At 66.6% G+C, this 16062-nt stretch carries 13 protein-coding genes; 7 read left to right on the forward strand and 6 right to left on the reverse strand.

What is annotated here, in order from left to right:
- The first annotated feature begins 48 nt into the window (after positions 1 to 48).
- From glgX to AC3A6P_RS29415, 5 genes are all read left to right on the forward strand, one after another.
- Positions 49 to 2250 carry a glycogen debranching protein GlgX gene (gene glgX, locus AC3A6P_RS29395; RefSeq protein WP_487695898.1) on the forward strand — a complete coding sequence of 734 codons (2202 nt, stop codon included), beginning with the start codon at positions 49 to 51 and terminating at the stop codon, positions 2248 to 2250.
- A gap of 4 nt (positions 2251 to 2254) precedes the next feature.
- A complete protein-coding gene (treY, locus tag AC3A6P_RS29400) occupies positions 2255 to 4543 on the forward strand; it encodes a malto-oligosyltrehalose synthase (RefSeq protein ID WP_487695899.1) in 2289 nt (762 codons plus the stop codon).
- Complete coding sequence (gene treZ / locus AC3A6P_RS29405) at positions 4536 to 6263, forward strand: malto-oligosyltrehalose trehalohydrolase (RefSeq protein WP_487695900.1); 1728 nt, start codon at positions 4536 to 4538, stop codon at positions 6261 to 6263. The genes treY and treZ overlap by 8 nt, the downstream gene beginning before the upstream one ends.
- Before the next feature lie 87 nt (positions 6264 to 6350).
- Positions 6351 to 6779, forward strand: coding sequence for a hypothetical protein (locus tag AC3A6P_RS29410; RefSeq protein ID WP_487695901.1), 429 nt, complete (start codon positions 6351 to 6353; stop codon positions 6777 to 6779).
- Between the two features lie 28 nt (positions 6780 to 6807).
- Entirely contained in the window at positions 6808 to 6996 is a 189-nt protein-coding gene (locus tag AC3A6P_RS29415) for a hypothetical protein (protein WP_487695902.1), read from the forward strand.
- On the opposite strand, the gene AC3A6P_RS29420 is transcribed toward AC3A6P_RS29415, so the two are convergent.
- Together AC3A6P_RS29420 and ilvA are read right to left on the reverse strand one after the other, a co-directional pair.
- Positions 6974 to 7633, reverse strand: coding sequence for an O-methyltransferase (locus tag AC3A6P_RS29420; protein ID WP_487695903.1), 660 nt, complete (start codon positions 7631 to 7633; stop codon positions 6974 to 6976). The genes AC3A6P_RS29415 and AC3A6P_RS29420 overlap by 23 nt on opposite strands.
- Positions 7634 to 7767: 134 nt before the next feature.
- Positions 7768 to 9051: a threonine ammonia-lyase IlvA gene (gene ilvA / locus AC3A6P_RS29425; protein ID WP_487695904.1), complete on the reverse strand. Its 1284-nt coding sequence runs from the start codon at positions 9049 to 9051 to the stop codon at positions 7768 to 7770.
- A gap of 154 nt (positions 9052 to 9205) precedes the next feature.
- Here ilvA and AC3A6P_RS29430 point away from each other — a divergent pair, with 154 nt between their 5' ends.
- Positions 9206 to 9433, forward strand: a complete 228-nt coding sequence (locus tag AC3A6P_RS29430) for a hypothetical protein (protein WP_487695905.1) — start codon at positions 9206 to 9208, stop codon at positions 9431 to 9433.
- Here AC3A6P_RS29430 and AC3A6P_RS29435 read toward each other — a convergent pair.
- From AC3A6P_RS29435 to AC3A6P_RS29445, 3 genes are all read right to left on the reverse strand, one after another.
- Entirely contained in the window at positions 9430 to 9843 is a 414-nt protein-coding gene (locus tag AC3A6P_RS29435) for an SRPBCC family protein (protein WP_487695906.1), read from the reverse strand. The genes AC3A6P_RS29430 and AC3A6P_RS29435 overlap by 4 nt on opposite strands.
- Positions 9844 to 9903: 60 nt before the next feature.
- Entirely contained in the window at positions 9904 to 11511 is a 1608-nt protein-coding gene (locus AC3A6P_RS29440; protein WP_487695907.1) for a glycosyltransferase family 39 protein, read from the reverse strand.
- A 119-nt stretch (positions 11512 to 11630) separates the two neighbouring features.
- Positions 11631 to 12017, reverse strand: a complete 387-nt coding sequence (locus AC3A6P_RS29445) for a MerR family transcriptional regulator (RefSeq protein ID WP_487695908.1) — start codon at positions 12015 to 12017, stop codon at positions 11631 to 11633.
- A gap of 53 nt (positions 12018 to 12070) precedes the next feature.
- Here AC3A6P_RS29445 and AC3A6P_RS29450 point away from each other — a divergent pair, with 53 nt between their 5' ends.
- Positions 12071 to 12508, forward strand: coding sequence for a PPOX class F420-dependent oxidoreductase (locus tag AC3A6P_RS29450; RefSeq protein ID WP_487695909.1), 438 nt, complete (start codon positions 12071 to 12073; stop codon positions 12506 to 12508).
- Here AC3A6P_RS29450 and dnaE read toward each other — a convergent pair.
- Complete coding sequence (dnaE, locus tag AC3A6P_RS29455; RefSeq protein ID WP_487695910.1) at positions 12505 to 16053, reverse strand: DNA polymerase III subunit alpha; 3549 nt, start codon at positions 16051 to 16053, stop codon at positions 12505 to 12507. The two genes, AC3A6P_RS29450 and dnaE, sit on opposite strands and share 4 nt — an antisense overlap.
- Positions 16054 to 16062 lie beyond the last annotated feature (9 nt).

The following is a 16062-nucleotide window of genomic DNA, read 5'->3' on the forward strand; positions in this document are numbered from 1 at the left end:
CGTCGCGGGTGGTGCGCATTCGGACCCTCGCGCCGATAAGGTCGAACGATGCCGTCGAGCGAGCCACCCGGTCCATCTGAAGGCCTGCCCGCACCCAGCGCCCCGCTGACACCGGCGCCCACTGTCACCACCGTGTGGCCGGGCACGCCGTATCCGCTCGGGGCAACCTACGACGGGGCCGGCACCAACTTCTCCGTGTTCTCCGAAGTGGCCTCGAAGGTCGAGCTGTGCCTGATCGCCAAGAACGGCACCGAGACGCGTATCGAACTCGACGAGGTGGACGGCTACGTCTGGCATGCGTATCTGCCCACCATCACTCCGGGACAGCGGTACGGGTTCCGGGTGTACGGGCCCTGGGACCCCAGCCGCGGGCACCGGTGTGACCCCAGCAAGCTGCTGCTGGACCCGTATGGAAAATCGTTCCACGGCGACTTCGACTTCAGCCAGGCGCTGTTCTCCTACGACCTGGAAGCCGACGACCTGGCCTCCGGCGGGATCCCGCCCATGGTGGACTCGCTGGGTCACACGATGACCAGCGTGGTGATCAACCCGTTCTTCAATTGGCAGTCCGACCGGGCGCCGCGCACGCCCTACCACGAGACGATCATCTACGAGGCGCACGTCAAGGGCATGACGCAGACGCACCCCGGCGTGCCCGAGGAACTCCGCGGGACCTACGCCGGGCTGGCCCACCCGGTGATCATCGACCATCTCAAATCGCTGAACGTGACAGCCATCGAGTTGATGCCGGTGCACCAGTTCATGCACGACCACCGCCTGCTGGATCTGGGACTGCGCAACTACTGGGGCTACAACTCCGTGGGCTTCTTCGCCCCGCACTACCAGTACGCGGCCACCCGACACGCCGGCGGCGCCGTCGCCGAGTTCAAGACCATGGTCAGGGCGTTCCACGAAGCCGGTATCGAGGTGATCCTCGATGTGGTCTACAACCACACCGCCGAGGGCAACCACCTCGGACCGACGGTCAACTTCCGCGGTATCGACAACGCCGCCTACTACCGGCTGCTGGACGGCGACGCCCGCCTCTACAAGGACTTCACCGGCACCGGCAACAGCCTCAACGCCCGTCATCCTCACACTCTGCAGCTGATCATGGATTCGCTGCGTTATTGGGTACTGGAGATGCATGTGGATGGTTTCCGGTTCGACCTGGCCTCGACGCTGGCCCGCGAGTTCTACGACGTGGACCGGCTCTCGGCGTTCTTCGACCTCGTGCAGCAAGACCCGGTGATCAGCCAGGTGAAGCTGATCGCCGAACCGTGGGACGTCGGTGAAGGCGGATACCAGGTGGGCAATTTCCCTGGTTTGTGGACCGAGTGGAACGGGAAATATCGCGACACTGTGCGCGATTACTGGCGGGGCGAGCCCGCGACTCTGGGCGAATTCGCCTCCCGACTCACCGGGTCCTCCGACCTCTACGAGGCCACCGGACGGCGTCCGAGCGCGTCGATCAACTTCGTCACCGCTCACGACGGCTTCACCCTGGCCGACCTGGTGTCCTACAACGAGAAGCACAACCTGGCCAACGGTGAGGACAACCGCGACGGCGAGAGCCACAACCGGTCGTGGAACTGCGGGGTCGAAGGACCCACCGACGACCCCGAGATCCTGGAGCTGCGCGCCAAACAGATGCGCAACATCTGGGCCACCCTGATGGTCAGTCAAGGCACCCCGATGATCAGCCACGGCGACGAGATCGGCCGCACCCAGCACGGCAACAACAATGCCTACTGCCAGGACTCGCCGCTGTCATGGATGGATTGGTCGCTGTGCCAGTCGAATACAGACCTGCTGGCATTCACCCGCAAGGTGACGGCGTTCCGCAAGGCGCACCCGGTGTTCAAGCGTCGCAGGTTCTTCGAGGGCAAGCCCATCCGTACCGGCGAGCAGGCCCGTGACATCGCCTGGCTGACCACCGCCGGACAGGAGATGACGCCCGAAGACTGGGGATCCGGTTTCGGGCAGTGCGTGGCGGTGTTCCTCAACGGCGACGCGATTCCGGCGCCGAATGCCCGCGGCGAACGTGTGGTCGACGACTCGTTCCTGTTGTGCTTCAACTCCCACCCCGAACCCGTGGAATTCACCACACCCGACACCAGCTACGCCCACGAGTGGACCGCCGCCGTGGACACCGCTGATTCCCGAGGAGATAGTGACCTGGTGGTCAAAGCCGGAGAGACCGTGTCTCTACAGCCCCGTTCCGTACTGATCCTGCGTAAGACGGTCTGAACCCATGACCTCTCCTGTGCTGTCGACATATCGACTCCAGTTGCGCGGCGACGAGTTTCGCTTCGAAGATGCCGAGAAGCTGGTCGACTACCTGGCCGATCTCGGGGTCAGCCATCTGTACCTGTCGCCCGTCCTGACACCCGTACCGGGCTCGACCCATGGGTACGACGTCACCGACCCCACCACGGTGTCCGCCGAACTCGGTGGAGCGCAAGGCCTTTCATCGCTGGCCTCCGCAGCCCGCGGACGCGGCCTCGGGATCATCGTCGACATCGTGCCCAACCACGTCGGGGTGGACAAACCCGAACTCAACCCTTGGTGGTGGGACGTCCTGCGGCACGGCGAACAGTCGCAGTACTCCACGTATTTCGACATCGACTGGACCCTGGATCCGGACCGCAGAATCGTATTGCCGGTGCTCGGATCCGACTCCGATGTCGATGACCTGCAGGTGGACGGGGACGTGTTGCGCCTCGGCGATCTCGCTTTCCCGATCGCGCCCGGTACCGGTGACGGAACCGGTCCCGAGGTGCACGACCGGCAACACTACCGGCTGATCGGCTGGCGCAACGGGGTGTGCGGGTACCGCCGCTTCTTCTCCATCACCTCGCTGGCCGGGATCCGCCAGGAGGACCGCGACGTCTTCGACGCCAGTCACGCCGAAGTGCGCCGATGGTTCACCGAGGGGCTGGTCGACGGGGTGCGGGTGGACCACCCCGACGGCCTGTCCGACCCGGCCGGTTACCTGCAGTGGTTACGCGAATTGATCGGTCCGAACGCCTATCTGGTGGTCGAGAAGATACTCGCCGCCGACGAGGCGCTGGAACCGACACTGCCCGTCAACGGCACCACCGGCTACGACGCCCTGCGTGAGGTGGGCGGCCTGTTCATCGACCCCACCGGCGAAGAGGCACTGACCGCGTTGGCCGCATCGGCCGGGTTCGATCACGCCGAGGTGGCAGCCATGGAAGCCGACCTCAAGATCGGCGCGGCCACCGAAACCCTGTCCAGTGAGCTGGCCCGGCTGACCCGGGTGATCGTCGCCGCGGTGGGCCACGACCACCCGCTGCTGCCCGACGCAGTGGCAGCGCTGCTGACCAATCTCGGTGTCTACCGCAGCGACTACCGCGGATTGTCGGCACTTCTGCCCACCGCGATCGCCGAAACAGCCGCCGCCGCACCGCAACTGGCGCGCCCTCTGGAGCTGGTGTCGGCGGCGGTGGCCGCCGGAGGCGAGGCATCGGTGCGCATCCAGCAGTTGTGTGGCGCGGTCACAGCCAAGGCCGTCGAGGACTGCTTGTTCTACCGCGATGCCCGGCTGGTCTCCCTCAACGAAGTCGGCGGTGCGCCGGAACGGTTCGGGGTCAGCGCAGCGGAGTTCCACCAGAGTTCAGCGCTGCGGGCGCAGTTGTGGCCCACCGCGATGACGACGTTGACCACCCACGACACCAAACGCGGCGAAGACGTCCGCGCCCGGATCGGGGTGCTGTCTCAGGTGCCGTCCCTGTGGGCCCAACTCGTCACCGGATGGGAGTCCCAGGCGCCCTCCCCCGATGCCGCCACCGGATTGTTCCTGTGGCAGAACATCTTCGGTGTGTGGCCCGAAAGCGGCGAAGTCACCGAAGAGCTGCGCGGCCGGCTGCACGGGTACGCCGAGAAGGCCATCCGGGAGGCTGCGGTGCACACCACGTGGAACGACCCCGACGAGGCATTCGAGGGTGCGGTCCACGCGTGGGTGGACCAGGTGCTCGACGGCCCGGTCGCCACCGAGATCACCGCCCTGGTGAAACGGCTCTCCGCCCATGCCCACAGTGACGCGCTGGCGCAGAAACTGTTGGCGCTCACCGTGCCCGGTGTACCCGACGTCTATCAGGGCACCGAGTTGTTCGAAGACAGCCTGGTGGACCCCGACAACCGCAGGCCGGTGGATTACCCCGCGCGCCGCGACGCACTGGCCGCCGGTGACCATCCCAAGATCCGGGTGGTCACCGCAGCGCTGCAGGCGCGCCGCCGGCGCCCGGACAGCTTCCTGGCCGGCGGCTACACCCCGGTGATCGCCGAGGGTTCCGCCGCCGAGCAGTTGGTGGCGTTCCGGCGCGGAGACGATGTGCTGGTGGCGGTCAGCCGCTGGACCGTGCGCCTGGAGGAAACCGGTTGGGGTGACACCACTTTGACGTTGCCACCCGGCACCTGGACCGACTTGATCTCCGGCACGGTGCTCAGCGGCACCGTGAGTGCCGAGCAACTGTTCACCGACCTCTCGGTCGTCCTGCTGGAGAAAACCGATGCCTGAACATGAATTCGCGGTCTGGGCGCCGAAACCCGAGTTGGTGCGGCTGGACATCGCGGGAACCGCGCATGCGATGACCCGGTATGACGACGGATGGTGGCGCACCACAGTGGAAGTCGCCCCGGATGTCCGGTACGGCTTCCTGCTCGATGACGACCCGACCGTCCTGCCCGACCCGCGCTCCCCGCGTCAACCGGACGGCGTGCACGAACGCTCCCAGCTGTGGGACCCGGCCTCGGTGGAATGGAGCGACCAGAAGTGGTCGGGCCGCTCCATCGAGGGTGCGGTGATCTACGAACTGCACATCGGCACCTTCACCGCCGACGGCACTTTCGACGCCGCCATCGCGAAGCTGGATCACCTGCTGGACCTCGGTGTCGACTTCGTTGAGCTGATGCCGGTGAACGCGTTCAGCGGCACCTACGGCTGGGGTTATGACGGCGTGCTGTGGTGGGCCGTGCACGAACCTTACGGCGGGCCGGACGGGTTGGCGCGGTTCATCGACGCCTGCCACACCCGTGGCCTGGGCGTGCTGATCGATGCCGTGTTCAACCATCTGGGGCCGTCGGGCAACTATCTACCCCGTTACGGGCCGTATCTGTCTGCGGCGAGCAATCCGTGGGGCGAAGGCATCAACATCGCCGACGAGAATTCCGACGAGGTGCGCAATCTGATCATCGGGTGCGCGCTGCGCTGGATGCGCGATTTCCACGCCGACGGCCTGCGCCTGGATGCCGTGCACGCGCTGGTGGACACCACCGCCATTCACATTCTCGAAGAACTGTCCGCCGAAACCGACGCGCTGTCAGCACAGTTGGGCCGCGCGCTGTCTCTGATCGCCGAAACCGACCGCAATGATCCGCGGTTCATCACACCGCGCGACCACGGCGGCCTCGGTATGACCGCGCAGTGGGATGACGACATCCACCATGCTCTGCACACCGCGGTGTCCGGGGAACGGCAGGGCTACTACCACGACTTCGGGTCGATCGAGACGCTGGCGCACACGCTGAAGAACGGCTTCTTCCACGCGGGCACCTACTCGTCGTTCCGGGGTCGTCGGCACGGGAGACCGCTGGATACCAGCACGATTCCGGGTTACCGGCTGCTGGCCTACACCTGTACGCACGATCAGGTGGGCAACCGCGCCATCGGGGACCGTCCGTCGGCCTATCTGGATGCCGGTCAGCTGGCCGTCAGCGCAGCGCTGGCCTTGCTGACACCGTTCACGGCGATGCTGTTCATGGGTGAGGAATGGGCGGCGTCCACGCCGTTCCAGTTCTTCTCGTCGCATCCCGAGCCCGAGTTGGCCGAGGCCACCCGCAAGGGCCGCAAGGCCGAGTTCGCCTCGCACGGCTGGGACGCCGACGACATCCCCGACCCGCAGGACCCGGAGACATTCCTGCGGTCCAAGCTGGACTGGGCCGAACTGGACAGCGGCGGGCACGCCGAGCTGTTGCAGCTGTACCGCGATATGATCGCATTGCGTAAACGGGAGCCGGATCTCGCGGACTTCTGGCTGGACCACATGGGCGTCGACTACGACGAAGCCGAGCGCTGGATCATCCTGCGGCGCGGCAGCCTGTCCATCGCCCTGAATCTCGGTGAGCAAGCGGTCACCGTGCCCGCCGGCGGTGAGGTGGTACTGGCCTGGGGTGAGCCGAAGCCGGGCGGTGAGAGCACCGAACTGCCGGGGCATTCCTTCGCCGTGCTGAAGGGCTGAAACGCCGTACGGTTCCCTGCTGCGGTGATCCACCGCGCCTGTGCATGGCGGAATACCGGGTCGGCGGTGGGCAGGCATGCTCGCGGCATGTACAGCTATCACGCTCCTTCCGTCGGGGCCGCCCCCGGCACACTTCACTCCTCCGAGGATCTTCGTCGGCGGTGGCTGGCGCTGATGAACCCGCTGGGCTTCGGTAGGCAGGCGCTGTGGATGACGTTTGTGACGGCGGACCGGCGCATGGAGAAGGCGCTCACTCAATTCCCCGCCCAGTCCTACGACGACTGGTTGTTGGTCTTCAGTGTGATCGTCGACCTCAGTGAGACCGTCGACCAGATGATTCCGGGAAGCGAAGCGGCCTTCCTGTTCTCGCGACCGGGCTCGGGGACCGCGGTGTCCGATGAGGATCTGCACTGGGCGGACATGGTGCTCGGAGCCGCGGAGATGCACGGCCTGCCGATCGCGCCGTTCTTTCGTGTCAACGACAGCTCGGTGGTCAGGGTGGTTCCGGGCAACTGAGGCTGTGGATAACGGAATTCGCCGACAGGTGCCCGCCCTAGGACGCCGAGACCGCGAGCGCGCGGCCGGGGTGATCGCGGAGTTACCCGCGGCACTCGATGGTTGGCTCGGAGCGGGCACCACCGTGGCATTCCTGTTGACGCGGCCGGGGCGCGATGGGATCTCCGAGGACGATCGTCAGTGGGCTGCGCTGGTCAGAGTGCGGCCCAGCAGCTGAGCTCCATGGTGTCGTTGGCCTTGCCGGGGAAGTTCAGGCTGACAAAACCGTTCGCCGGGTTCCGCACGTAGTCGAGATAGGGTGCAGCACCGGCACTTTCGGTGTTGTCGGCAACCACCAGCGCGCCCGGTGACAGCTTCGGCTGCAGCAGGGTCAGTACGTCGAGGTACATCTCCTTCCACCCGTCGAGCAGCACCACACCGACCGGGCCGTCCACCGTGGGCAGGGTGCTCATCGCGTCACCCTGGAGGACCGAGATCAGATCGGAGACGCCGGCTTCGGCGAATGTCGCTGTGGCAGCGGCGATCTTGGACTCGCTGAGTTCGGTGGTGAACACCCGGCCGTGCCCGTTGTCGCGCACGGCGGCGGCCAGGTGCAGGGTCGAGATGCCGAAGGACATGCCGAACTCGACCACCGCCTGCGGCCGCGCGGAGCGGATGAGTGAGTACAGCAGCTTGCCCGCCATGGGGGCGATCGGCATGTAGACCTGCGCCATGGCGTCGGCGCGTTCCTGTGGGGTCCCCTCCAGCGTCCGCGGACGCTGGCCCGGTGGACGGCTGCGGCGTTGTTCGTCGGCTTTCCGGTAGAGCGCGGCGATGGTGTCGGCGACCGGACCGGTATGCAGCGTCGAACTCATGGGCCCAACGGTAGCCAGCCACCCTGTGTGGCCGCTATGTCCTGGCGAGCGCGCGTTGTGTGCACGATTTGCGCGGCGTGTTGCGGGCAGACACGCTCGCTCGGCCGGGAGGTCAGGTGAGGTAGCGGGAGAGGTCAGGTGAGGTAGCGGTAGGCCGGTGAGCCGGGTTCGAGCGCCTCGACGTGGCACTCCGAGGCCTTCATCCGGTCCAGCAGACCTTCGAGGCCGGCGGCAGAACCCAGTTCGACACCCACCAACGCCTCACCGGTCTCCCGGTTGTTGCGCTTGACGTACTCGAACAAGGTGATGTCGTCATTGGGGCCGAGCACCTCGTCGAGGAAGCGCCGCAGCGCACCCGGCTCCTGCGGGAAGTCGACCAGGAAATAGTGCTTGAGCCCGAGATGCACCAGCGACCGTTCGAGCACCTCGCCATAGCGGGAGACGTCGTTGTTGCCGCCGGAGATCAGGCACACCACCACCGAACCCGGGGTGATGTCGGCTTCGAGCAGCCCCGCGACGGACAGTGCCCCCGCCGGTTCGGCGATGATGCCCTCGTTCTGGTAGAGGTCCAGCATCGCGGTGCAGACCGCACCTTCGTCGACCGTGCTCAACGACACCATGTCGCCGGCCGCCGACAGCGCCGCGAACGGATATGCACCGGCCCGGTTCACGGCCGCGCCGTCGACGAACTGGTCCACGTGATCCAGCGTGACCGGCTCACCGGCGGCCAGCGCCGCGTCCATCGACGCGGCACCCGCGGGCTCGACGCCCAGCACCGCGGTACGCGAAGTCCGCTCGGCGATGTAGGTGGTGATACCGCTGATACAGCCGCCGCCACCGACGGGCACGATCACCAGATCGGGTTCACTGTCGAGCTGGTCGAGGATCTCGACGGCGATGGTGCCCTGCCCGGCCATGGTCCGGGGATCGTCGTAGGGCGGCACCAGGGTGGCACCGGTACGCGCAACATCGGCTCGGGCCGCCTCGGCGGCCAGATCGTAGGTGGCTCCGCCCACGATCAGCTCGATGAAGTCACCGCCGTGATAGCGGATACGGTCGCGCTTCTGCTTCGGTGTCTTGGCCGGCACATAGACCCGGCCGTGGATACCCATGGACCGGCAGGCCAGCGCGAACCCCTGGGCGTGGTTGCCGGCCGAGGAGCACACCACCCCGGCGGCGATCTCCTCGGCACTGAGCTGCATGAGCAGGTTGTAGGCACCGCGCAGTTTGTAGGACCGGACCGACTGCAGGTCCTCACGCTTGAGGTACACCAAGGCGCCGGTCAACTGCGACAACCGGTCGCTGAACTGCAGGGGGCTCGGTGTCACCACACCGCTGATCCGCTGTGCCGCCGCGTCGATGTCGGCCGCGGACAGCGGCGATACCGTGCGGGGACTCTGGCTCACATCAGCAGACACCGGTCAATGGTGCCACGCTCGGCCGATGCCCAGAAAATCGCGCGGACCGGCCATCCCTCGCCGGGCGCTCCGGCCAGCCGGACCGGCCTGACCGGTTCAACCTGATCGCACGTTTCGGTTGACCGAAACTTTGAATCAGAGCTATCGTGAACACATGACCACCGCCGAGCATTTCCGGTCCGCGATCACGCGACCCACCTCGGAGATCTCTGTCGCCGGTGTGCCATGGCCGGCCTACAAGGTGGTGGCCCTGCTGGTCGGGCTCGTGGTGTTCGGTGTGGTCGCGGTGGCCACCGCCAGCGCCTCCCCCGCCGTCCTCGGCGGCGCGGCAGCGGCCTCCGTGGTGTGGCTCGGGTTGGGCCTGCTGCACCGCGTGCGCTAGCCCAGGATTCTGCGCAGCTGCTCCAGGTCGGCCCTGACGGCCGCGACATCAGCAGCCAACTCCTGCTCATCGGCGCCCGCTTGTGCGCGCACGGTGAACACCACCTCGCACCATCGGTCGTCGTCCGCGGCGGGTGTCACCCGCATCGGGTTGTAGAACGTCGCCCCGCCGGGCAGCCGCACCACATGGTCGAGCACCCCCAGGTCGTTGGGCGCTGCGAACTCGACACTGATCTCACCCATGGGCGACGACACCGCCCACCGTCCGTCGACCGGCCTGACCTCACCACTGGCCAGTCCTGCCGCCCAGTGCGGCAAGTTACGGGGATCGGCCGCATAGGCGTACACCTCGGCCGGGCCGGCGTTGATCCACACGCTGACATGCCGGGAGTCAGGCCGTTGGGCGGTCATCACCTCATCGTCGCGCAGAAGGTGCGGCGGTGTGGGATAACACCCGTGCGCCTTGCCGGTTCAGCGCCGCGCCTCCCGGACCGATTTCACCACCTGGCTGAGATTCAACTGCCAGCGTTCGACGGCCCGGAAGCCCAGCGCGGCCGGCACCTGGTAGGCCACCTCGGCTTCGAGGTGCGGCCCGGGCGGCACCGCCGCATCGCCGGAATACGAGGGCAGCGTGTCATCGCGCTCGGTGACGGTCCACAGAACATTGCAGGTGAGGAGCTCATTGGTCCAGGCCGACACCGGCACCCGGGATTCGAAAAGGCCACGCTGGTCGGGACCGATGCGGGACACGCCGGGGTCACGTAGACCGGAGAAGGCATCCGGATGTGCCGCCGTGAGTCCGTTGATCACGGACTCCGGCGCCGCCAGATCGATGTTGAGGCAGTCGCCCGCACCGGCTTCGGCGTCGATCAGTCTCGCGACCTCGCTCTGGTCATGACCGAACTTGGCATAGGGGCCACGCTGCGCCAGGTAGTTCGGCACTGCCGCCACCACGAGCACGGCCAGGACCACGGCGATCCGACGCGGTTCCCGGCCGACGACCACCACCGCCAGCCCGATGAGCAGCGCCAGCCCTGGCGCGGTGTAGGACAGGTAGTGCGGCTGGTACATCGGCCGGGTGACAGCGGAGTAGAGCACCAGGACGGCCGTGGGCACGACGACCCACACCGCGGCCGTCCAGATCAACAGCCGCGGGTGAGGGCCGACGTCGACGTCGCTGCGGCGCCGTCGCAGGACCAGTGCGGCCACGACGACCACCAGGACGACGATCACAACCGGCAGCACCAGCGCCCAGGCGAACAGCGCCTCCGAGATCTGGTCCGGCGTGATCTCCTCACCGGCAGTGTGGGCGCCGCCGGAGTAGACCGCGGGAAAATACTGATCGCCGAGAATCTGGCCCAGCGTGGCCGGGCCGACCGGCGCGATCCATGCCACCTGCTTCTGCTGCCCCTGGATCAGCAGGAGGAACGGAGCGATCGCAATCGTGGCCGCCACCACCGCGCCGGCGAATCGCGCCACCGTGGTCCGCGACCGGCTCGATCCGAGTACCAGCGCACCGTGCGCGGCGACGATGAACAGCACGAAGACATTGCCCAGCGCGGCGATCACCAACCCGACCGCATAGGCACCCCAGAGCCAGAGCCTGCGCGAACGTACGGCCGCCACGCACAGCACCGTGAGCCACACCGCGTCGAACATCGACAGCGCATACGAGCGGGCCTCGATCCCGGCCCAGGTGGTGCGCGGCAGGACGGTGAACACTACGCCGGCGGCGATGGCCACCGACCGGGTGGACAGGGCTCTCCCGAGCACCACGACACCGGCGGCAGCGCCTCCGATCAGCAGTGCGCTGGGTAGCCGCGCCCAGAACTCGGTCGCGGGAAACACCGTGAACCACAGGTGCATGAACAGGTAGTAGGCCCCGTGCACGCCGTCGACGTTGGCGAGCATCCGCAGCATCTGATCGAGGGTGTACGTCGAGCCTGCAATGGTGGCGGCTTCGTCCAGCCACAACGACGGTCCGCCGGCACCCAGGACACTGACCACGAAGGCGAAGATCCCCACGAGCGCCGCGTCGGCCCGCCCGCCGGCGAGAACGGGGGCAGCCCTGTCGGACACTCGACCAGCAAATAGCGTCGAATTGAGCACAGAGAAGCCCCCACCACACACTGCGCAGGGCTCCCCGCCCTGCCGATTCGCAGAACCGTAGCAGTATGCCGCATCAAGAGCGAGATGAATCAATCGATGTGCGCGGGGGGATGCACACCGCACGAGCAAGCGCTGATCGACGGGCACTCACATGCCATCGCCCACTCGATGATGTCGCGGGCCCGGGCCAATTCAGCCATGCTGGCCTCGATTTCGACGAGTTTCGCTTTGGCGAGCGCCCGGCTCGCCGCCCGTCCGGGCGCCTCGTCGGCGAACAGCACCACGATGTCGTCGAGTGCGAACCCGGCGCGCTTGCACAACCGGATCACCTCCAGGCGGGCCAGCATCGTCTCGTCGTACCGGCGCTGGCCCCCAACCCGGCGCGGTGCGGGCAGCAGGCCGATCTGCTCGTAGTAGCGCAACGTGGTGGCGGCGACGTCGGCACGCCGCGCGAGTTCTCCGATGGTCAGGGCCACGTGCACTCCTTGAGCTTGACTTCGAGTCAACTCTAAGTCGTTGACTTGGCGGTATGCCGAACCTCGACGAGTTGACCCGCTCCCGGTACGCGCTGCTGCGCAGCTACCGCACCGACGGCAGCGCCGTGGACACCCCGATCTGGTTCACCTTCGACGGTGACGCCCTGGTGTTCCGGACCAAGATCGGCCCCAAGACCCGGCGGCTGAGCCGCGATCCGCGGGTCGAGATCCGGGCGTGCGACTACCGGGGACAGGTGACGGGCAACGAAGCCGTGTTCGGCGGACGGGCCAGCATCCTCGCCGCCCCCACCGCTGCGAGGGCCAACGACCTGCTGCGGCGTCGCTACGGGTGGCAGTACACCATCGTGCCGCTGATCAAGATCCCCGGCGTGCGCAACGTCCACAGCAAGCTGGCGCTGCGCGAGAAGGTGCGCCGGGCCTGCGACCGCGGCGTCTGGCCCGACAGCGCGATCGTCCGGATCGAGTTCTAACCGCCCAGGCAGCCCGGTCCGAGCAACGCCTTGAGGTCTCCCATCAGGGCCGAGGACATGGTGACCCGCAGCGACTGATCGAGCTCCAGCGTGGTGATGCGCTCACCGCTGATCAGTCGCAGGTGCACTTTCGAGGTGCCGGGATGCCGGGACAGCACCTGCTTGAGCGCACTCACCTTGTCGGTGGTGCACTGCCGGGTCGGCAGGCTCACCGCCAGCGGGCGATCCGCCTGTGCGCTCGAGAAGTCCGGCACCACAAGCTCATTGGCGATCAACGAGATACGGTCATCGCGAATGGCGACCTTGGCGCCCACCAGCACCACGGCGTCGTCGGCGATATCGGCCCCGAACGCCGAGTAGGTCTGGGGGAAGAACAGCACCTCGATACCACCGGTGAGGTCCTCGATCTGCGCCGACGCCCACGGCAGGCCGTTCTTGTTGACCCGCCGGTTCACCGAGGCCAGGATGCCGCCGACCCTGACCTGGGTGTCGTTGGCGATGGCACCTTCCAGGATCGCCGGGATCTGGGTGTCGACCTGATTGGCCAACAGATGAGCCACCCCGTTGAGCGGATGCCCGGACACGTAGAGGCCGAGCATCTCGCGTTCCAGAGCGAGCTTGTGCTTGTCCTCCCACTCTTCGTCGGGCACCCGGATGGTGAAGACGGCGTCGGTCTCCCCCTCCTCGCCTCCCCCGCCGAAGAGATCGAACTGGCCCATGGCCTCGGCCTTCTTGGTGCCGAGCACCGAGTCGACGGCGTCGGTGTGCACCAGGAACAGGCCCTTGCGCGGATGCTTGAGCGAGTCGAAGGCACCGGCTTTGATCAGCGACTCCGTCACCTTCTTGTTGCAGGCGGCGATGTCGATCTTGTTGAGGTAGTCGGAGAAGTCGGTGAAGTTGCCCCGCTCTTTGCGGGTGTTGACAAGGGAAGCAACAACATTGGCGCCCACGTTGCGCACCGCGCCCAGACCGAACCGGATGTCGTCACCCACGGAGGCGAAGTTCTGCACGGACTCGTTGACATCGGGCGGCAGCACGGTGATGCCGAGGCGGCGGCAATCGGCCAGGTAGATGGCCGCCTTGTCCTTGTCGTCACCGACGGAGGTGAGCAGTCCGGCCATGTATTCACCGGGGTAGTTGGCCTTGAGATACGCGGTCCAATAGGACACCAGGCCGTACCCGGCGGCGTGCGATTTGTTGAACGCGTACCCGGCGAACGGAAGGATGGTGTCCCACAACGCTTTCACCGCGGCTTCGGAGAAGCCGTTGGCCGTCATGCCCTCCTTGAAGCCCTTGTACTCGGCCTCGAGCACCTCCAGCTTCTTCTTACCCATGGCTTTACGGAGCGCGTCGGCCTTACCCATGGAGTAGGAGGCGACCTTCTGCGCGATGAACATGATCTGCTCTTGGTAGACGATCAGGCCGTAGGTCTCGGCCAGGATCTCCTTGAGCGGCTCTTCGAGCTCCGGGTGAATGGGCTTGATGGCCTGGCGGCCGTTCTTGCGGTCGGCGTAGTCGTTGTGCGCGTTCATGCCCATGGGACCCGGCCGGTACAGCGCCAGCACGGCCACGATGTCGTTGAACTCGGTGGGCTGCATACGCCGCAGCAGATCCCGCATGGCGCTGCCGTCGAGCTGGAACACTCCCAACGTGTCCCCGCGCCCCAGCAGTTCATAGGCCTTGGGATCGTCGAGGTCGAGTGACTCCAGATCCAGATCGACGCCGCGGTTGGCTTTGATGTTCTCGATGGCGTCACCGATGATCGTCAGGTTCCGCAGGCCGAGGAAGTCCATCTTCAGCAGGCCGATGGCCTCACAGGACGGGTAATCCCAGCCCGTGATGACCGCCCCGTCCTGCGGGCGCTTCCACAGCGGGATCGCATCGATCAGCGGTTCGGAGCTCATGATCACCGCACACGCGTGCACACCCGCGTTGCGAACCAGGCCCTCGAGGCCACGAGCGGTCTCGTAGATGGTGCGCACATCGGGATCGGTGTCGATGAGCGCGCGCACCTCGGCGGCCTCTTTGTACCGCTCGTGGGTGGGATCGGTGATGCCAGAGACCGGGATGTCCTTGGCCATGATGGGCGGCGGCAGGGCCTTGGTGATGCGGTCGGCGATCGCGAACCCGGGCTGCCCGTAGTGCACACGGGCCGAATCCTTCAGCGCCGCTTTGGTTTTGATGGTACCGAAGGTGATGACCTGGGCCACCCTGTCGCTGCCCCACTTATTGGCGGCGTACCGCAGCATCTCGCCGCGGCGGCGGTCGTCGAAGTCGATGTCGATATCGGGGGCCGACGGGCGTTCGGGGTTGAGGAACCGTTCGAACAGCAGACCGTGCGGGATGGGGTCGATGTTGGTGATACCCATCGCGTAGGCCACCAGCGACCCCGCCGCCGATCCACGGCCCGGGCCCACCCGGATGCCCACCGAGCGCGCGTAATTGATCAGGTCGGCGACGATCAGGAAGTACGCCGGGAAACCCTTGTCGCAGATGACCTTGATCTCGTAGTTCGCCCGGTCGATGTACTCCTGCGGAACCTCGGCGCCGGGGAACCGGCGCTGCGAGAGCCCGGTCATGACCTCGTGCGTCAGCCAGGACCCCTGGTCGTGGCCCTCGGGCACCGGGAAGATCGGCATCCGGTCCTTGGGCGTCCACACGTCGGTGTAGGGCTGTACGCGCTCGGCGATCAGCAGCGTCGAGTCGCACGCACCGGGCACCTGGTCGTCCCACAGCGCCCGCATCTCCGCCGCGGACTTCAGGTAGTAGCCGTCACCGTCGAATTTGAAGCGGTTGGGGTCCGAGAGCGTCTTACCGGTCTGGATGCACAGCAGCGCCTCGTGGTTCTGGGAGGCATCGCGGGTGACGTAGTGGCAGTCGTTGGTGGCCAGCGGCCGGATGCCGAGCTTCTTGCCGACCTCCAGCAGGCCTTCGCGGACCCGGCGCTCGATGTCGAGGCCGTGGTCCATCAGCTCGAGGAAGAAGTTCTCCTTGCCGAAGATGTCCTGCCACTTGGCGGCAGCGGCCACGGCTTCGTCGAGGTGACCGAGCCGCAACCGGGTCTGCACCTCACCGGACGGGCAGCCGGTGGTGGCGATGATGCCTTCGGCGTGTTCGGCGATGATCTCGGCATCCATGCGGGACCACTTGCCGAGCTGGCCTTCGAACGACGCCAGCGACGACAGCTTGAACAGGTTGCGCAGCCCGGTGGCGTTCTCGGCCACCATGGTCATATGCGTGTAGGAGCCACTGCCGGAGACATCGTCGGACTTCTGGCTGGGATCACCCCAGAGCACGCGTTTGGTCTCGAACCGCGAGGCCGGCGCGATGTAGGCCTCGATGCCGATGATCGGCTTGATGCCGGCGGAGGTGGCGGCGTTGTAGAACTCGCTGGCGCCGAACATGTTTCCGTGGTCGGTCATGCCGATGGCGGGCATCTCGAGGCGCTGGGCCTCGGCCAGCATGGGTTTGACCTTGGCGGCACCGTCGAGCATCGAGTATTCGGTGTGGTTGTGCAGGTGCACAAAAGAGTCGCTGGTACCCATAGGCCGCTC

It is taken from the genome of Mycobacterium sp. Soil_C_30, assembly GCF_057656995.1.

Bases quoted from the DNA above. Each gene is read 5' to 3' on its own strand.
- AC3A6P_RS29450 (WP_487695909.1), top strand. From the start codon at position 12,071: ATGCCGAACCTCGACGAGTTGACCCGCTCCCGGTACGCGCTGCTGCGC.
- AC3A6P_RS29410 (WP_487695901.1), top strand. From the start codon at position 6,351: ATGTACAGCTATCACGCTCCTTCCGTCGGGGCCGCCCCCGGCACACTT.
- dnaE (WP_487695910.1), bottom strand. From the start codon at position 16,053: ATGGGTACCAGCGACTCTTTTGTGCACCTGCACAACCACACCGAATAC.
- AC3A6P_RS29430 (WP_487695905.1), top strand. From the start codon at position 9,206: ATGACCACCGCCGAGCATTTCCGGTCCGCGATCACGCGACCCACCTCG.
- glgX (WP_487695898.1), top strand. From the start codon at position 49: ATGCCGTCGAGCGAGCCACCCGGTCCATCTGAAGGCCTGCCCGCACCC.
- treY (WP_487695899.1), top strand. From the start codon at position 2,255: ATGACCTCTCCTGTGCTGTCGACATATCGACTCCAGTTGCGCGGCGAC.
- treZ (WP_487695900.1), top strand. From the start codon at position 4,536: ATGCCTGAACATGAATTCGCGGTCTGGGCGCCGAAACCCGAGTTGGTG.
- AC3A6P_RS29435 (WP_487695906.1), bottom strand. From the start codon at position 9,843: ATGACCGCCCAACGGCCTGACTCCCGGCATGTCAGCGTGTGGATCAAC.
- AC3A6P_RS29420 (WP_487695903.1), bottom strand. From the start codon at position 7,633: ATGAGTTCGACGCTGCATACCGGTCCGGTCGCCGACACCATCGCCGCG.